The organism is Bacillus sp. T17B1, assembly GCF_026796395.1.
In the GTDB taxonomy this organism is placed as follows: Bacteria; Bacillota; Bacilli; order Bacillales; family Bacillaceae; genus Bacillus; species Bacillus spizizenii_A.
Window position 1 is genome coordinate 1 of the sequence record NZ_JALAYA010000025.1, and the last position, 17,894, is coordinate 17,894.

Sequence of the window (17,894 nt, forward strand, 5' to 3'; positions counted from 1 at the left end):
CAAGCAAACTCTCGTTGCCGTTTATATAGCGTAAGACCGCGTTGATTTTTTCTTCGTTTTTAAATTTAGCCAAAAGAAAAAGCACCTCCAAATTTTAGACTGTGTCTAAAATTTGGGGTGCACTTCATATGCCGGGCGCTTTTTCTCATCTCGAAAACTCATATCCATCAGCATTGGCGGTATTCCCTCTACATTTACCCTCTACATTTATCTTTTTTTATCGTGAAAATGTTATTGATTTTACGATTGAGCGATTATAAAATCTAGAGGTCGTCAGAAAATTTAACAAACATATAAAGGGAGTCATCAGAATGGCTTGGGAGCTGCTTAGTGTGATTGGCATCATTGCGTTTGCAGTCAGCGGCGCAATTGTTGCGATGGAAGAGGAGTATGATATTTTAGGAGTTTATATATTAGGGATTGTCACAGCTTTTGGAGGCGGAGCGATCCGCAATTTGCTGATCGGTGTTCCGGTGTCAGCATTATGGGAGCAGGGAGCGTACTTTCGAATTGCAATCTTATCCATTACGATTGTATTTTTGTTTCCGAAGCTGCTGCTGAAGCATTGGAACAAGTGGGGCAATTTATCAGATGCGATCGGTCTCGCAGCCTTCGCCATCCAAGGCGCACTGTATGCCGTCAAAATGGGCCATCCGCTTAGTGCCGTCATCGTGGCTGCGGTGCTGACGGGAAGCGGCGGCGGAATCATTCGTGATCTTCTGGCCGGACGCAAACCGCTTGTGCTGAAAGCAGAAATTTATGCAGTCTGGGCGGCTCTCGGCGGTTTAATCGTTGGCTTGGGCTGGCTTGGAAACTCATTTGGCTTGTACGTTCTGTTTTTCGTGCTCGTTGTTTGCCGCGTTTGTTCTTATATGTTTAATTGGAAGCTGCCAAACCGTTCTTTTCGTTTAGATAACTAACAATAAAAAAACCGATTTCAAATTGAAATCGGTTTTTTTGCATATAAATAACCCAAACCTTGATTAAGATTGGGTGAATGTGCTAAGATAAATTGTATTTGTCAGCTTTTATTATATATTTATTATACGTATCCAATTATATTATATAGCATTTCATCTATGTTTGTCAACTATTTTCTGGAGGTGCCGTTCATGAATCAACAGGATAAGGAATGGAAGGAAGAGCAGTCGAGAATAGATGAGGTGCTGCAGGAGCTCGGCAAAAAAGAGCGGTTACTTGAAACGTCTGCAGGCGGGTTAAAGCATGACATTATCGGATTAAGAAAAAGCTTTTGGGAGGATGTTACGGTTAATCTTGATGATACCCATGAAGCGGTTGAAACGATGGCAAGCATTAAGCAGCAGGCAGAGCTGCTGTCTGATCGGGAACGGAATCATCGGCGTCTGGATCAGCAGCTCAAACGAATTCATCAATTAAAAGCATCGCCTTATTTCGGCCGGATTGATTTCATTGAAAACGGTGAGGAGCAGGCAGAGCGAATTTATATCGGTTTAGCTTCTTGTATGGATGAGAAGGAGGAACAATTTCTGATCTATGACTGGAGGGCGCCAATATCAAGTATGTACTACAATTATTCCCCAGGAAAAGCGGATTACGAAGTGCCCGGCGAAACGATAGAAGGGGAGATGGTGCTGAAACGCCAGTTTATCATCAAAAACGGCGCTCTTAAGGCGATGTTTAATACTGATATGACGATTGGCGATGAAATGCTGCAAGAAGTATTAAGCCATCAGTCTGATACCCAAATGAAAAACATCGTGTCTACGATTCAGAAAGAACAAAATCAGATTATCCGTAATGAAAAAAGCAAATTTCTGATCGTGCAGGGAGCGGCTGGGAGCGGAAAAACATCGGCAGCGCTTCAACGTGTTGCTTATTTGTTATACAGGCACCGCGGCGTCATTGATGCCGGACAAATCGTTTTATTTTCTCCTAACTTCTTATTTAACAGCTATGTCTCCTCTGTTTTGCCTGAGTTAGGAGAAGAGAATATGGAGCAGGCGACGTTTCAGGAATATATTGAGCATCGGCTTGGCCGCAAGTTTCAATGTGAGAGCGCCTTTGATCAGCTCGAATATTGCCTGGCCGAAAAAAAGGGTGGCGATTTCCCTTCAAGACTTTCGGCAATTACATGGAAGGCGGGATTATCTTTTCAGCAATTCATTGATGAATACGTCAGCCGTCTGTCCTATGAGGGGATGATCTTTAAAAATATCATCTTCCGCGGACAAAAACTGATCACAAAGGAACAAATTCAATCCTATTTTTATTCACTGGATCAAGGCCAGTCCATTCCAAACAGGATGGAGCAAACGGCGAGGTGGCTGCTGAGTGAGCTGAACAAGCTTGAGAAAAAGGAACGGCGTAAGGATTGGGTCGTTCAGGAAGCTGAGCTGCTCGATAAAGAGGATTACTTGGACGTGTACAAAAAACTGCAGGAAAGGAAACAGTTCAGTGAGAGTACATTTAACGATTATCAAAGAGAGCAGCAGCTGCTTGCCGCCATCATTGTGAAAAAGGCCTTCAAACCGCTCAAACAGGCAGTCAGACTCCTTGCATTTCTTGATGTTACACAGCTGTATCTGCAGTTGTTTTCTGGCTGGGAAGGGAAATTTCAGCATGAGGATACGGCAATGATAGGAGAGCTGACCCGAGTGGCATTTGCGGAAAATAAATTGCTCTATGAGGATGCGGCACCGTTTCTTTATATTCAGGATCTGATTGAAGGCAGAAAGAAAAATACGAAGATCAAACATCTTTTTATCGACGAAGCCCAAGACTATTCACCGTTTCAGATGGCTTACATGAGAACTATTTTTCCGTTTGCCAGCATGACGGTGCTCGGTGATGTTAATCAGTCCATCTATGCCCATGCCATACTTGGCGTGAAGCGTATGGATGCATGCTTTGAAGGAGAGCGGGCTGAATATGTCCGCTTAAAGAGAACGTACAGATCGACAAGGCAGATTGTCGAGTTAACAAAAGCAATGCTTCAGGACGGAGCGGATATTGAGCCTTTTAACAGAAACGGGGAAATGCCTCTCGTTTTTAAAACCGAAGGACGTGAGGACCTTTGTCAAAAAATCACGCAAGAAATTGACCGGCTCAAGAAGCAAGGGCACGAAACGATAGCCGTCATTTGCAAGACTGCGCAGCAATGTATACAGGCGCATGCTCACATGAGCGAATATATAGATGTTCGCCTGATTCATAAAGAAAATCAAACATTCCAAAAGGGAGTTTGTGTCATTCCAGTGTATTTAGCGAAGGGAATTGAGTTTGACGCAGTGCTTGTCTATGATGCATCAGAAGAACATTATCAAACAGAGCACGATCGCAGGCTGTTATACACTGCCTGCACACGAGCAATGCATATGCTGATGGTATTTTATACTGGTGAAGCCAGTCCGTTTGTAACAGCTGTGCCGCCTCACTTATATCAGAATGCTGAATGAAGAGAAGGGAGGCCTTCTCTTTTTTCTATATAAAAATGAAACATAACCGTTTTATCATTAGGATTCTTAATAGTTATCATCATGTAAATATATTTTACTTAAGTCTAGTATTCCGGTAAAGTTCAATTAGATGCAATTTTCGATCAGTTTATAACTTTGTGAGGTGGATACGTTGCAACTTCAGGTATTGAACAGTCCGTTTAATCAGGAGCAGGCAGAGCTCCTTAACCGCCTTCTGCCAACCTTGACCGAATCTCAAAAAATCTGGCTGAGCGGATATTTATCCGCGCAATCTGTTTCCGCCCAAGAAACAGCGGGGGCGCTAGCGGCTGCTGTTTCTGCAGAAGCGGCGGCACCAGCCGTTTCAAAAGAAGTGACCATTCTTTACGGTTCACAGACGGGAAATGCACAGGGGCTTGCAGAAAATGCCGGCAAGCAGCTTGAACAGCGCGGTTTTCAAGTAACTGTCTCATCCATGAGCGATTTTAAGCCGAATCAGCTGAAGAAAGTAAATAATCTTTTGATCGTCGTCAGTACGCACGGTGAAGGCGATCCGCCAGATAACGCGCTGTCGTTTCATGAATTTCTGCATGGTAGACGGGCGCCTAAGCTTGAAGATCTTCGTTTTTCTGTTTTGGCGCTTGGTGATAGCTCGTACGAATTTTTCTGCCAGACAGGAAAAGAATTTGATCAGCGCTTAGAAGAACTCGGCGGAAAACGAATTTCTCCGCGCGTTGATTGCGATCTTGACTATGATGAGCCGGCTGCCGAATGGCTGGAAAGCGTTTTTGATGGCTTAAGTGAAGCTGAGGGCGGAAGTGCAGCGCCTGCGCCGGCAGAAGCGCCTCAAACCGGTGAGTCTTCGTATTCCAGAACAAACCCGTTTCGGGCTGAAGTGTTAGAAAATTTAAATTTGAACGGCCGCGGATCAAATAAAGAAACACGCCATGTGGAGCTGTCTCTTGAAGGATCTGGCCTGACTTATGAGCCTGGTGACAGCCTCGGCGTCTATCCGGAAAACGATCCGGAGCTTGTCGAGCATCTGCTTAAGGAGATGAATTGGGACCCGGAAGAAATTGTGACGCTTAATAAGCAAGGTGATGTCCGCCCGCTGAAAGAAGCGCTGATTTCTCACTATGAGATTACTGTTCTCACAAAACCGCTTCTTGAACAGGCAGCCCGGCTGTCTGGGAGCAATGAGCTTAAAGAGCTTTTAGCTCTGGGAAATGAGGATCATGTAAAAGCGTATCTTGAAGGGCGCGATTTGCTTGATCTCATTCGTGATTATGGCCCGTTCAGTGTATCGGCGCAGGAGTTTGTTTCAATTCTGCGAAAAATGCCGGCCCGTCTCTATTCGATTGCGAGCAGTTTAACCGCAAATCCGGATGAAGTGCATGTAACGATCGGCGCAGTCCGTTACGATGCGCACGGCCGTGAGCGAAAAGGCGTCTGCTCAATTTTATGCGCGGAGCGTCTGCAGCCGGGAGATACACTGCCGGTTTATGTCCAGCATAATCAAAACTTTAAGCTTCCGAATGATCCTGAAACACCGATTATCATGGTCGGCCCTGGGACAGGCGTCGCTCCGTTCCGTTCCTTTATGCAGGAGCGTGAGGAGACGGGAGCAGAAGGGAAAGCATGGATGTTCTTTGGCGATCAGCACTTTGTGACAGATTTCCTTTACCAGACAGAGTGGCAAAATTGGCTCAAAGACGGTGTGCTGACAAAAATGGATGTGGCGTTCTCGCGTGATACGGAAGAAAAAGTATATGTGCAACACCGCATGCTTGAACAGAGCGCAGAATTGTTCGAATGGCTTCAAGAAGGCGCGGCTGTTTACATTTGCGGCGATGAAAAGCACATGGCGCATGACGTCCATCACACATTGCTTGATATTATCGAGAAAGAAGGCAATATGAGCCGCGATGAAGCGGAAGCTTATCTTGCCGACATGCAGCAGCAGAAACGCTATCAGCGTGATGTATACTGATTTGACTTGAAAGGAGTTTTTCAACATGGTGACCAAAATCTTAAAAGCACCGGACGGCTCTCCAAGTGATGTTGAACGCATTAAAAAAGAAAGTGATTATTTGCGCGGTACACTGAAAGAAGTCATGCTGGATCGGATCAGTGCCGGAATTCCGGATGATGACAACCGCCTGATGAAACACCACGGCAGTTATTTGCAGGATGACCGTGACCTTCGCAATGAACGCCAAAAGCAAAAGCTTGAGCCTGCATATCAGTTTATGCTGCGCGTGCGGATGCCAGGAGGCGTTTCAACCTCTGAGCAATGGCTTGTCATGGATGACCTTTCTCAGAAATACGGGAACGGCACATTAAAACTGACGACACGTGAAACGTTCCAAATGCACGGGATTCTGAAATGGAACATGAAGAAAACCATTCAGGCGATCAACTCAGCTCTTTTGGATACGATCGCAGCCTGCGGAGACGTAAACCGCAACGTCATGTGCGCATCGAATCCTTATCAGTCTGAAATCCACTCTGAGGTATACGAGTGGTCTAAAAAATTAAGTGATGATCTGCTGCCGCGGACGAGAGCATATCATGAAATTTGGCTAGATGAGGAAAGAGTGGCCGGCACGCCCGAGGAAGAAGTCGAGCCAATGTACGGACCGCTCTATCTGCCGCGGAAATTTAAAATCGGTATTGCAGTTCCGCCGTCTAATGATATTGACGTCTTTTCCCAAGACCTTGGATTCATTGCGATTGTTGAAGATGGCAAACTGATTGGTTTTAACGTGGCGATTGGCGGCGGTATGGGAATGACGCACGGCGACACAGCGACATATCCGCAATTAGCAAAGGTGATTGGGTTCTGCCGTCCTGAGCAAATGTATGACGTTGCTGAAAAAACGATTACGATTCAGCGTGATTACGGAAACCGTTCTGTCCGCAAAAATGCGCGGTTCAAATACACGGTTGACCGCCTCGGTTTAGAAACCGTAAAAGAAGAATTGGAAAACCGTCTCGGCTGGAGCCTGGAAGAAGCGAAGCCATATCACTTCGACCATAACGGAGACCGTTACGGCTGGGTGGAAGGCATTGAGGATAAATGGCATTTTACACTGTTTGTCGAAGGCGGCCGTGTCACGGATTACGATGATTATAAACTGATGACAGGCTTGCGGGAAATCGCCAAGGTTCATACAGGCGAGTTTCGTCTGACATCCAATCAAAACTTGATTATTGCGAACGTTTCAAACGATAAAAAAGATGAAATCAGTGCGTTAATCGAGCAATACGGACTCACTGACGGCAAGCATCATTCAGCGCTCCGCCGCAGCTCTATGGCGTGCGTCGCTCTTCCGACTTGCGGATTGGCAATGGCTGAAGCAGAACGTTATTTGCCGACCCTTTTAGATAAGGTGGAAGAGATTATTGACGAAAACGGCCTTCGTGATCAGGAAATCACCATTCGCATGACAGGATGCCCGAACGGCTGTGCACGCCATGCGCTTGGTGAGATCGGATTTATCGGAAAGGCGCCGGGCAAATATAATATGTATCTTGGCGCTGCATTTGACGGAAGCCGTTTAAGCAAAATGTACCGTGAAAACATCGGTGAAGAAGACATTTTAAGCGAGCTGCGCGTTCTTCTATCCCGTTATGCGAAAGAACGCGAGGAAGGCGAGCACTTCGGTGATTTTGTCATCCGCGCAGGCATCATTAAAGCAACGACTGACGGCACAAATTTTCATGAATGATAAAGTTGATAAAGAAAGACGAGAGACAGGGAATAGCTCCCTGTCTCTTTTTTCATAGAATTTGCTCTGCTGCAAAAAAGTTCTCTATGAGCATATTGTGAGAAATAATACCCAAATAAGGGTACTATAAAAGAAGACAAGTGTGGAGAGAACTCCTGCGAAATCACATAATGGATGCAAGGCTATCCTATCTTCAGCCTCTTATAGACAATCAGACATCGAGTTCATCATGCACGAAACGAAGGAGGTCATGCATTTGGACATATTTTTAGTGGTTCTCGTTTTATTAACAATTATTGCGGTATCCAATATCGTGAACCGGTTTATTCCATTTATTCCCGTGCCTCTTATTCAGGTGGCGTTAGGGATTCTTGCGGCCTCATTTCCACAGGGGCTTCATTTTGAATTAAACACCGAATTGTTTTTTGTTTTGTTTATCGCGCCTCTTCTATTTAACGATGGGAAGAGAACGCCGCGGGCGGAACTTTGGAATTTGCGTGCCCCAATTTTATTGCTTGCACTCGGCCTTGTATTTGCGACTGTAATTGTAGGAGGCTACACGATTCACTGGATGATTCCTGATATTCCGCTGGCAGCGGCTTTTGGGCTTGCGGCCATTCTTTCACCGACTGATGTTGTCGCTGTCAGCGCATTATCAGGAAGAGTGAAAATGCCAAAAGGGATTCTTCGACTGCTTGAAGGGGAAGGGCTGATGAATGACGCTTCAGGTCTGGTGGCCTTCAAGTTTGCGATCGCAGCTGCAGTGACCGGTGCATTTTCATTAGCACAAGCGGCTGTCAGCTTTGTATTTATTTCTCTCGGGGGATTGCTGTGCGGGGTAGTCATTTCTTTCTTGATTATCCGCTTTCGCTTATTTCTGCACCGCTTAGGTATGCAGGATGTTACGATGCATATGCTGATTCAAATTCTGACGCCGTTTGTCATTTATTTGGGAGCGGAAGAAATCGGCGTTTCCGGCATTTTAGCCGTTGTAGCGGGAGGCATCACCCATGCGGTTGAACAGGATCGTCTGGAATCAACGATGGTCAAACTGCAAATCGTCTCCTCAAGTACGTGGAACATTATTTTATTTATTTTGAACGGTCTGGTCTTCGTTATTCTCGGGACACAGATTCCGGACGTCATTTCTGTCATCTTTCACGACACCGCAATCAGCAACTTGAAGGTGATCAGTTATATCCTTGTCATCACATTTACGTTAATGCTCCTCAGATTTTTGTGGGTGCTGTTCTTCTGGAATGGCAAATGGTTCTTTAATAGGGATCAGAACATCTATAAACCGGGTCTTCGTTCAACGCTGTTACTCTCGATTTCCGGTGTGCGCGGAGCTGTAACGCTGGCGGGTTCTTTCTCCATTCCTTATTTCCTGGAGGATGGCACACCGTTCCCGGAAAGAAATCTAATTCTCTTTTTAGCAGCCGGCGTCATTTTATGCACGCTTGTCATTGCCACCGTTGTCCTGCCGCTTCTGACTGAAAAAGAAGAAGAGGACGAGAAACGAAATGAAAAGCTTCTGACGGCGAGGCGCAAATTGATTAAAAAAGCTCTCCGAACGATTAAGGAGGACATGAACGATACAAACAAAACAGCCTCTCTTGCGGTTATAGCTGAATACAATGAGAAAATGAAAAATCTTCGTTTTCAGCAGTATACATCATCTAATCGGATCAAAAAGCAAGAGCGAAAAGTCCGTGCGCAAGGGGTTAAAGCTGAGCAAGAGGCGCTGGTGAAAATGCTGGAGCGGGGAGACATTCCAGAAGAGACGGCAAATGTACTGCAAGAACGGTTTAACGAATTAGAAATTTTGTATGGCAACCCATTTAAAGTCGGATTATCAAAAACAAGACTCAAGCGGCTGATGTATTGGATTTTCTTCGGTGAACACAAAAAGCCGGAGATGTCGATTTTAAATGAAGCGGGATTGATACGGGCAACGAGAGTGAAAACGGCAAAAGCAGCGATAGAACACTTGGAAAAACATAAGACGGAAGAACATAAAGAAGTGTTTTTATCTGTCATTACGTTTTATAAACAGTTAATTTTCAGGCTGGAGCATAGCCATCATGAGCTGAAATCAAGCGCTCAATTTGAAAATCAGAAGCTAGAGGTGAAGCTGAAGGCTGTGCAGGCGATCAGAAATGAAATTCAAACGCTCTTCGAGGAACGGGAAATTTCCCGGGACATCTCCCATGAGCTTCGCCAATACATTAATGATGTGGAAGCCGCGATGCTTGAAGGCGGCGAATAAAATGCAGCAAAAAAGCTGGCGCGCCCTATCGCCAGCTTTTTTTCTCTATTAAGGGCGATGGGTTTCGACAGTGCTGTCATCCCGGTCGAACCAGCCTCTGAAGGCCCAGTTGATCCAGCCGCCATCACCTTTGTTTGTAAAGCTTCCGTCTTCGAATACCCAAATGCTAGGAGCGGAGTTTTCTTCAGCGGAAGCAAAGGACAAAGGGGGGATGGTCAAAGGGGCACCAAGCACAAGTGTCATTGGGATCCGAATCCGTTTCAATTTGTTTCCTCCTTTGTTTTTATGTGGGTACACTACACGCATACCCTGCTCAATGCAGCTGTAATCTCAATATTGTTAAAATAGAAAAAATAGCGTATAGGTTTATCTGTGCTATGAAAAAAGAAGCAAAAAGAGGTTCTTAAGCGTATTATTGGTATCGGCTGAGAGGAATGTGAGATAATATAGACGCTTACATTTCAGTGAAAGGGTGGATGTTCAAGTGCCAACAAGTTTAAAGGATACTGTAAAGCTACATAACGGAGTGGAAATGCCTTGGTTCGGTCTTGGTGTTTTTAAAGTAGAAAATGGAAGTGAAGCGACTGAATCAGTGAAAGCGGCGATTAAAAACGGCTACCGCAGCATTGATACAGCAGCTGTCTACAAAAATGAAGAAGGCGTTGGCATCGGGATCAAGGAATCCGGTGTGGCAAGAGAAGAGCTCTTTATTACATCAAAAGTATGGAATGAAGATCAAGGCTACGAAACAACGCTTGCTGCCTTTGAAAAAAGCTTGGAAAGACTTCAGCTTGATTACTTAGATCTATATTTGATCCACTGGCCTGGCAAAGATAAATATAAAGATACGTGGCGCGCGCTTGAAAAGCTGTATAAAGACGGCAAAATCCGCGCAATCGGTGTCAGCAACTTCCAAGTTCATCATTTAGAAGAACTGCTGAAAGACGCTGAAATCAAACCGATGGTGAACCAAGTAGAATTTCACCCTCGTTTGACACAAAAAGAATTAAGAGATTACTGCAAAGCCCAAGGCATCCAGTTGGAAGCGTGGTCTCCGCTCATGCAGGGACAGCTTTTGGACAACGAAGTGCTCACACAGATTGCTGAAAAACACAATAAATCTGTGGCTCAAGTCATTTTACGCTGGGATCTGCAGCATGAAGTTGTAACAATCCCAAAATCCATCAAAGAACACCGTATCATTGAAAACGCTGATATTTTTGATTTCGAATTGTCTCAGGAAGACATGGACAAAATTGACGCGTTAAACAAAGATGAGCGTGTCGGTCCAAATCCCGATGAGCTTCTATTTTAATGAAAAACTCCCCGAGACGGGGAGTTTTTTTAGTGTGTTTTTTTCTGTTGAATGCAAAACAGCATCAAAAAGGAAATGACAACAATACAGACGACCCACGCCCAGGCTAGGGTATTGTTTCCGGAATCCAATGCGACATAAATGGCCGTCGGAAGTGTTTGCGTAACACCGGGGATGTTCCCTGCAAACATGAGTGTTGCGCCAAATTCTCCGAGCGCCCGCGCAAGGCTGAGGATGCTTCCGGTCAGTAATGAAGGATAGGCGAGCGGAACTGAAATATGGATAAATACCTTCCATCTGCTTGCGCCGTCTAACATTGCCGCGCCCTGTATATCGGGATCAATGTCGGCAAATCCAGTTTTAGCGGATTGATACATGAGCGGAAAGGCTACAACCGCCGAGGAGATCACAGCGGCCCACCAGGTGAAAATGACAGGCTGCTGAAAGACCCACTCGATGGCTTGACCGATAAAACTGTGCTTTCCGAACATGACGATCAAGATAAAACCGACGACAGTAGGCGGAAGAACGAGCGGAAGCATAAAAAATGTTTCGAGCGCCGTTTTTCCGAAAAATGATGCCCGCGACATCCATGCTCCAGCCAGTGTTCCGAGAATAATGACAACAATTCCGGCAACTGCCGCCACCTGAAAGGAAAGCAAAACAGGTGTGAAAAACTCTGAAGCGGTTATGCTACTCAGCAGTAAAACCATATTTCTCAAATACTTTCATTGCTTCATCAGATTGCAGGTACTCGTAAAATTCCTTCGCTTCATTACGGTGTTTTGTATCTTTTACAATTCCTAACGGATAGACAATCGGGCTGTGTGTATCTGCTTTTGCCTCGTCAATGATTTTGACCTTTTTTGAGATCAGAGCGTCTGTTTTATAAACAACGCCTGCGTCTACATTGCCTGTTTCAACATAAGAAAGAACTTGGCGAACGTCTTTTCCATAAACGATTTTATCCTTCACTTTGTCCCATAGAGACAGCTTTGTCAGTGATTCTTTCCCGTAGGCTCCTGCCGGCACAGATTCCGGCGTTCCGAGGGCGATTTTTTCTGAATGAGCCAGATTGCTGAAGCTAGTTACAGGCGAATCAACGCTTTTCGGCACGACCAGCACAATTTCATTGCCGACTAAATCAGTGCTGTCTTTTTTGGCGATATCCCCATCATCCACCAGCTTTTGAAATTTATCCTCAGCAGCTGAGAAGAACAGATCAGCCCCTGCACCTTGAGAAATCTGTTTTTGCAAGGCGCCGGATGAGCCATAGTTATCTTGGATTGTAATGTTTTGATGTTCTTTTTTGTAATTCTTTTGAATTTCCTCAAGTGCATCCTGTACACTGGCGGCCGCTGAGATGGTTAACGTTACATTATTCTCGCTGTCTGTTGTTGACTGGTTTGCAGAGCAGCCTGCTGCAAGCAGAAAAGCGGTTAAGGCTGCTGTTAAAATGGAATACTTTTTAAACATGAGTGCACCCCTTATAATTAGTTATAACTAATTATAACTGATTATGTTTGGTTGTGTGGGTTTTTTTAATTCCAATGAAACGGTATAATAAAATAGGAGAGTGATGATGATGAATGAAAACTCATCCTATACGATAGAAGAAGTTGCAGGTCTGCTGAAGGTATCAAAGCTGACCGTTTATGATTTGATAAAAAAAGGCATGATCTCTGCTTACCGCGTCGGAAGGCAGATGCGTGTGGACGAAGAAGACCTAAAGCGATATAAATCGAATATGAGAATGTCTCAGCCCATTGCTGCAGCTGAAGTGCCGAAACAGATGCAGGAGGGGGAGCCGGATGGCAGCCCGAATGTCATGATCAGCGGACAGGACATTTCGATGGATCTGCTCAGTAAGCATTTGGAGAATGCCATTCTGGAGACGCCGCTCCGTAAATATAAAGGAAGCTTGAACAGCCTGATTGATATGTATCAAGGAAAATGTGACATTGTCAGCCTGCATTTGTATGATGCGGAAACAGGACAATATAACGTGCCTTATGCAAAACGGATTTTGTCTGGTGAACCGTTTTGTCTGATCAATGTCGTTCTCCGCAAAGCAGGACTGTATGTTCAAAAAGGGAATCCGAAACACATTCACTGCTGGGAAGACTTGAAAAGGACCGATATCCAAATAATCAACAGAGAAAAGGGTTCGGGCGCAAGGGTGCTCCTTGATGAACAGCTTGGCTTGCTTGGTGTGAATCCGGCTGATGTAAAGGGATACGGCGAAACCGTGAGCAATCATTATGCTGTCGCTTCACAAGTCTCAAGCGGACAGGCTGACGCAGGAATTGGGGCGCAGCACGCGGCACATATGGGCAGTGTAGATTTTATTCCGCTCATCGAAGAACAATATGATATCGTCGTTTTGAAAAAACATGAGCAGCTGCTGAAAGCCGTGAAGGAGATTTTGAACTCTGAGGAATACAAGGCGAATCTGTCTCATTTAAACGGCTATCACACAAAGCTGACTGGTAAAGTAATGTTTGAAACGTAAAAAAATCCCTCTGTAAAGAGGGATTTTTTATTCATAAAAACGGAGCAGGTCGCCGTTTAAGATTTTATCAGAGAAAGACAGCTCTTCGTTTGCTTTCTCCTTATAAGGGAGGCACGCATTCTGGTCTTCCAGCACTTCACCTGTTTTTTGGCTATAGCACGTGTTTTTCGTATATACAAAGTCGTTTGTAATAAAACTGCCGTTTCTCAACACGGCGAATGGGGTGCGGTCATTTGACAGCAAATCATTGCCGAATTGAATATCTCCCTTTGTTTCAATGCCTAGCAAATGCATCAGTGTCGGCCTGACGTCGACCTGGCCTCCGGCATCAGAGATGGTTTCCGGCTTTTGATCGGTGATGCCCGGGATATGTATGATAAATGGCACTCGCTGGAGCTGAACGTTGTCATACGGCGTGATTTCTTCTTTTCCTAAAAACTCAGCCATCGCCTCGTTATGGGCTTCTGAAATGCCGTAATGATCTCCCATAAATACGATCATCGAATTTTCGTATAAGCCTTCGTCCTTCAGTCTTTTGATAAAATGCTTTAATGCCTCATCTTCATAGCGAACCGTTGTCACATAGCGGTTTAGCAGGTCGCTGCTTGAATCGTATTCATCAATCAGCTGATCCTTTTCATCAATCTCAAACGGAAAATGATTCGTTAACGTGATGAAATTGCTGTAGAACGGCTGCGGCAGGCTTTTCAGCTTTCCGGCTGACTGCTCTAGAAATTCCTTATCCTTTAAACCCCAGCCTGTTGATGTCCCGGGAGTGACATGGAAGTCATCAACATCAAAAAAGCGGTCAATCCCAAATGAATCGTACATCACATCTCTGTTCCAAAATGTTTTATGGTTGGCGTGAAAGACAGCTGAATAATAATCATGTTGTTTCAGCGATTTGTACATCGTATGAAATTGATGGTCGCTTTTCGTGAAAAAGACTGCGCCGCTAAGGGAGGGATACAGCGAGTTCGCCACGATGAATTCTGAATCAGATGTTTTGCCTTGTTCGGTTTGCTGATAGAAATGATCAAAGTAATAGCTTTTTTTGATGAAATCATTCATAAACGGCGTAATTTCTTTTCCATTCACCTTTTCATTCAGAACGAAGCTTTGGGTCGATTCAAGCGTCACAAAGATGACGTTACGCCCCTTTGCCAGCCCGAATTTGCCTTGATCAGGCTTGCTGTAATCAGCCTCTGTGTAGTTTTTGATGGCAGTCATGCTGTCTTCATCTGCAAATGCTTTCGCACTTATATTAACAGTCTGAGAAATCGTATCGTAGATATGGAATTGAAACAAACCGATGCTTTTGACGAGCATTTCCCGGTCAAAGGAATGTGCCAAAAGCTTTGGCTGCTGTACTTCTGCAAGTGCCAGAGTGCATAAGATTATGCCGCAGGAAGCTGCATAGTACCGTTTGATCGTGCTCGATGCGGCTTTTGTCTGCGGGTGTTTCTCTTTTCGGGCAAACAGCAGAAGAAAAACCAAATCCGCAAACAGGGCGATAAACAGAGGATTGAACAATTCTTTTACACTGCTGCCCATATCGCTCATGTTACTGGCCTGAAATAAAACAGGGATGGTAATAAAATCGATATAAAAGCCGTAAAAAATCGTGTTGGAAATCAAGATTACAGTCAGAACCAAATTGGCAATCAGCAAAAAGATCCGCTGCTTATTTTCTTTCAGAAACAGGCCGATCCCGAATAATGGAAGGATAAAGCTGAGCGGGTTAATCAGCAACATCAGCTCCTCCAACAGAGAATCGATCTGCAAATCAAAGCCGAGTTTATAGATCGCATACGTTTTGATCCACACGAATACGATCGAAATACATAAAAACCGCTGATTGTGAAAAAAGGTCCCTTTCATGAATATGACTCCTCGCGTTTTCTTGATCATCTGCATGAAATGCTTCTTATGTAAAACCTACTAAAAATAGCCCGTTCAGACAAGTGTCAGCACTCACGTTTAAAACATGCGTCCAAGAAACAGCATATAAAAGTAGTAACATGAAGCAATTGTCAGCCCGGCTAACACGAGCTGCTCGGAAAAACTGCCTGTCTTCATGTATAATGGGAGCCGCACGCGGATCGTTGAAGGGAATAATAATTTGATTCCGTTCACTGTCCAAGCGTCAAGAATTAAATGGCTCGCCATTCCGGTCATCAGTCCGGTTGAAATGTTTTTATCTGGAATATATGTGGCTGTGATAAAAAACATGATGAGCAGAAAGAGCAGGCTGTGTGTAAAGGTTCGGTGGCCGAAAACGGAGCTGACCACTTTTGATAAAATAGGTAATCTTCTCCCGATTTTGCTTTGCGTGTGGCAAATATCGGGTATCAATGCCCCAACCGCGCCTGACGCAGCCATAAGCACTGGATCAAAACCATAATAATAAGCCACTGCCGTACAAGAAGCGATGCCTCCCATGATGTGTGTTTTTCCTGTCATTTCCCCGCTTCTCCTTTTATCTTTTGCAAAAAATCTCTGAATTACAAATATATCAAGAGAATGTATGTTTGATCAACAGGACTTTGGACAATAAAAAATTTCCCGCATAATTTCTGAAGGAAAAAGGCATCTTAAACATGTACCTATTTTCTATAAAGAGGTGATACGAATGGGTTTCTTTAATAAAGATAAAGGAAAACGTTCTGATAAAGAAAAAAACGTAATCCAGGGAGCTCTTGAAGATGCCGGTTCAGCTCTAAAAGATGATCCGCTTCAAGAAGCTGTGCAAAAAAAGAAAAATAATCGATAACCACATGCGGATAGAGCTTGGCTCTATCCGTATTTTCCATCTGTTCCCTTTGACAGATCATCCTTTCTTTGATAACCTTCTGGGAGTAACTGAATAATTAAATCCTCACTCTTTCTCAGTGAGGTAGAGGTTGCGCGGATGATGAGTCACACATGCCAGGCTGACAGGGGCTGTTAAACATGTGTAAAAGGCATCAGCGCCGAAGTGTGGAGAAAGCCGATCATTCTCTATGCTGGGACTGTATCTGAATAAGTGCAGGACTGCCGCGTGCTTTTTCGCGGAGGGCTATCCGGAGATCAAGGGTGTGTGTTTCTTTAAGCATGGACTTTTGTTCAGGCTTTTTTTGCGTTTATATGATCTCGGGGTCTGGTCCGTACAAAGAATCATGGAGGTACTGGAATGGAACAGACAAAAAAATGGGGTTTTTGGTTATTAACGGCGTTTGTCGTTGGAAATATGGTTGGATCAGGAATTTTCTCCTTGCCGAGCTCGCTTGCTTCAATCGCTAGTCCCTTTGGAGCGACGTCCGCTTGGCTGTTGACAGGTGCCGGCGTGCTGATGATTGCGCTTGTTTTTGGGCATTTGTCCATTCGCAAGCCTGAGCTGACAGCGGGGCCGCAAAGTTATGCAAGAGCGCTGTTCTCTGATCCGAAGAAAGGGAACGCTGCCGGTTTCACAATGGTGTGGGGCTATTGGGTGGCGAGCTGGATCAGTAACGTGGCGATTATTACAAGTCTTGCCGGTTACTTGACTTCGTTCTTTCCGATCTTAGTTGATAAACGTGAAATGTTTTCGATCGGCGGACAAGAGGTGACACTCGGCCAATTGATGACATTTGCTGTATGTACGATCTTGTTATGGGGAACGCACACGATTCTTGTTGCAAGCATTAACGGTGCAAGTAAATTAAACTTTATCACAACATTTTCGAAAGTATTAGGGTTTGTCTTCTTTATCGTTGCCGGATTGTTTGTTTTTCAAACGACATTATTCGATCATTTTTATTTTCCAATTCAAGGCGAAAACGGCACAAGCATCGGAATTGGCGGACAGGTTCACAATGCCGCAATTTCTACTCTCTGGGCGTTTGTCGGAATTGAATCAGCTGTAATCCTGTCCGGACGCGCGCGTTCTCAGCGTGATGTAAAACGTGCAACAATTACCGGCTTGCTGATTGCCTTGAGCATTTATATTATTGTGACTTTCATTACAATGGGCGTTCTGCCGCACGATAAACTTGTTGGATCTGAAAAACCGTTCGTTGATGTGCTGTATGCGATTGTCGGGAACGCTGGAAGTGTGATCATGGCGCTATTGGCGATTCTTTGCTTATTCGGAACGATGCTCGGCTGGATTTTGCTTGGCTCTGAGGTTCCTTACCAAGCTGCTAAAGCAGGAGATTTTCCGGCATTCTTTGCGAAAACGAATAAAAAGGGAAGTCCGATTAATGCGCTGGTTATTACAAATGTGATGTCACAGGTCTTCATTTTCTCTGTTATTTCCCGGACAATAAGTGACGCATTTACGTTTTTAACGACAGCGGCAACGCTTGCGTATTTAATTCCGTATTTGGTTTCAGCGATTTACAGCTTGAAGATTGTCATCAAAGGTGAAACATATGACCAGCTGAAAGGCTCCCGCGTAAAAGACGGATTGATTGCGATTTTAGCGTGCGCATACTCAGTGTTTGTCATTGTAACAGGCACAGCGGATTTAACGACATTTATTCTCGGCATCGGTTTATTCTTTGTCGGCCTGATCGTTTATCCATTTGTGGTTAAAAAGTTTCAGAAAGAAAAACAAGCATAAACAAAAGACACCTGATTTTCAGGTGTCTCAGACTGTTGACAAAATAGT

Annotated in this window: 14 protein-coding genes and 1 riboswitch; of the genes, 9 read left to right on the top strand and 5 right to left on the bottom strand. The window is 44.6% G+C overall.

Translation table 11 applies throughout. The features are described 5' to 3' along the window. Positions 1-311: 311 nt before the first annotated feature. The 5 genes from MOF34_RS12945 to MOF34_RS12965 all read left to right on the top strand — a co-directional run bounded on the left by MOF34_RS12945 (position 312) and on the right by MOF34_RS12965 (position 9,437). A complete protein-coding gene (locus tag MOF34_RS12945) occupies positions 312-920 on the top strand; it encodes a trimeric intracellular cation channel family protein (protein WP_268400430.1) in 609 nt (202 codons plus the stop codon). Between the two features lie 192 nt (positions 921-1,112). Then, positions 1,113-3,437, top strand: a complete 2,325-nt coding sequence (gene helD, locus MOF34_RS12950) for an RNA polymerase recycling motor HelD (protein WP_268400431.1) — start codon at positions 1,113-1,115, stop codon at positions 3,435-3,437. 172 nt (positions 3,438-3,609) lie between these two features. Beyond that, positions 3,610-5,427: an assimilatory sulfite reductase (NADPH) flavoprotein subunit gene (locus MOF34_RS12955; RefSeq protein ID WP_268400432.1), complete on the top strand. Its 1,818-nt coding sequence runs from the start codon at positions 3,610-3,612 to the stop codon at positions 5,425-5,427. 25 nt (positions 5,428-5,452) lie between these two features. After that, positions 5,453-7,168, top strand: coding sequence for an assimilatory sulfite reductase (NADPH) hemoprotein subunit (cysI, locus tag MOF34_RS12960; protein WP_268400433.1), 1,716 nt, complete (start codon positions 5,453-5,455; stop codon positions 7,166-7,168). A gap of 256 nt (positions 7,169-7,424) precedes the next feature. Further along, a complete protein-coding gene (locus tag MOF34_RS12965) occupies positions 7,425-9,437 on the top strand; it encodes a Na+/H+ antiporter (protein WP_268400434.1) in 2,013 nt (670 codons plus the stop codon). 48 nt (positions 9,438-9,485) lie between these two features. Here MOF34_RS12965 and MOF34_RS12970 read toward each other — a convergent pair whose 3' ends face one another. Continuing rightward, positions 9,486-9,701 carry a hypothetical protein gene (locus MOF34_RS12970; protein ID WP_268400435.1) on the bottom strand — a complete coding sequence of 72 codons (216 nt, stop codon included), beginning with the start codon at positions 9,699-9,701 and terminating at the stop codon, positions 9,486-9,488. A gap of 220 nt (positions 9,702-9,921) precedes the next feature. Here MOF34_RS12970 and pgoN point away from each other — a divergent pair, with 220 nt between their 5' ends. Further along, positions 9,922-10,752: a glyoxal/methylglyoxal reductase gene (pgoN, locus tag MOF34_RS12975; RefSeq protein ID WP_268400436.1), complete on the top strand. Its 831-nt coding sequence runs from the start codon at positions 9,922-9,924 to the stop codon at positions 10,750-10,752. Between the two features lie 29 nt (positions 10,753-10,781). On the opposite strand, the gene modB is transcribed toward pgoN, so the two are convergent. Then, positions 10,782-11,474: a molybdate ABC transporter permease subunit gene (gene modB, locus MOF34_RS12980; protein WP_268400437.1), complete on the bottom strand. Its 693-nt coding sequence runs from the start codon at positions 11,472-11,474 to the stop codon at positions 10,782-10,784. Continuing rightward, the gene (gene modA / locus MOF34_RS12985; protein ID WP_268400438.1) at positions 11,446-12,228 is read right to left on the bottom strand and encodes a molybdate ABC transporter substrate-binding protein; all 783 of its coding nucleotides are present in this window, start codon (positions 12,226-12,228) and stop codon (positions 11,446-11,448) included. The genes modB and modA overlap by 29 nt, the downstream gene beginning before the upstream one ends. Before the next feature lie 109 nt (positions 12,229-12,337). On the opposite strand from modA, the gene MOF34_RS12990 reads away from it, so the two are divergent. Further along, entirely contained in the window at positions 12,338-13,264 is a 927-nt protein-coding gene (locus tag MOF34_RS12990; RefSeq protein ID WP_268400439.1) for a substrate-binding domain-containing protein, read from the top strand. Positions 13,265-13,291: 27 nt separating this feature from the next. Here the strand turns inward: MOF34_RS12990 and MOF34_RS12995 are convergent, their stop codons facing one another. Together MOF34_RS12995 and MOF34_RS13000 are read right to left on the bottom strand one after the other, a co-directional pair. Beyond that, on the bottom strand, positions 13,292-15,145 hold the full coding sequence (locus MOF34_RS12995) for an LTA synthase family protein (protein ID WP_268400440.1): 1,854 nt from the start codon (positions 15,143-15,145) through the stop codon (positions 13,292-13,294). Positions 15,146-15,244: 99 nt separating this feature from the next. Next, positions 15,245-15,727, bottom strand: a complete 483-nt coding sequence (locus MOF34_RS13000) for a metal-dependent hydrolase (protein WP_019715712.1) — start codon at positions 15,725-15,727, stop codon at positions 15,245-15,247. A 169-nt stretch (positions 15,728-15,896) separates the two neighbouring features. Here MOF34_RS13000 and sspJ point away from each other — a divergent pair, with 169 nt between their 5' ends. Together sspJ and MOF34_RS13010 are read left to right on the top strand one after the other, a co-directional pair. Beyond that, complete coding sequence (gene sspJ / locus MOF34_RS13005; protein ID WP_003240697.1) at positions 15,897-16,037, top strand: small acid-soluble spore protein SspJ; 141 nt, start codon at positions 15,897-15,899, stop codon at positions 16,035-16,037. Between the two features lie 116 nt (positions 16,038-16,153). Then, positions 16,154-16,333: riboswitch (Lysine riboswitch) on the top strand. Positions 16,334-16,436: 103 nt separating this feature from the next. Next, positions 16,437-17,846 (top strand): amino acid permease, encoded by a 1,410-nt coding sequence (locus tag MOF34_RS13010; protein ID WP_019715711.1) that lies wholly within the window; start codon positions 16,437-16,439, stop codon positions 17,844-17,846. Positions 17,847-17,894 lie beyond the last annotated feature (48 nt).

Coding starts and splice junctions, on each gene's coding strand:
- cysI (WP_268400433.1), top strand. CDS start 5,453: ATGGTGACCAAAATCTTAAAAGCACCGGACGGCTCTCCAAGTGATGTT.
- MOF34_RS12990 (WP_268400439.1), top strand. CDS start 12,338: ATGAATGAAAACTCATCCTATACGATAGAAGAAGTTGCAGGTCTGCTG.
- MOF34_RS13000 (WP_019715712.1), bottom strand. CDS start 15,727: ATGACAGGAAAAACACACATCATGGGAGGCATCGCTTCTTGTACGGCA.
- MOF34_RS12995 (WP_268400440.1), bottom strand. CDS start 15,145: ATGAAAGGGACCTTTTTTCACAATCAGCGGTTTTTATGTATTTCGATC.
- helD (WP_268400431.1), top strand. CDS start 1,113: ATGAATCAACAGGATAAGGAATGGAAGGAAGAGCAGTCGAGAATAGAT.
- MOF34_RS12945 (WP_268400430.1), top strand. CDS start 312: ATGGCTTGGGAGCTGCTTAGTGTGATTGGCATCATTGCGTTTGCAGTC.
- MOF34_RS13010 (WP_019715711.1), top strand. CDS start 16,437: ATGGAACAGACAAAAAAATGGGGTTTTTGGTTATTAACGGCGTTTGTC.
- sspJ (WP_003240697.1), top strand. CDS start 15,897: ATGGGTTTCTTTAATAAAGATAAAGGAAAACGTTCTGATAAAGAAAAA.
- modA (WP_268400438.1), bottom strand. CDS start 12,228: ATGTTTAAAAAGTATTCCATTTTAACAGCAGCCTTAACCGCTTTTCTG.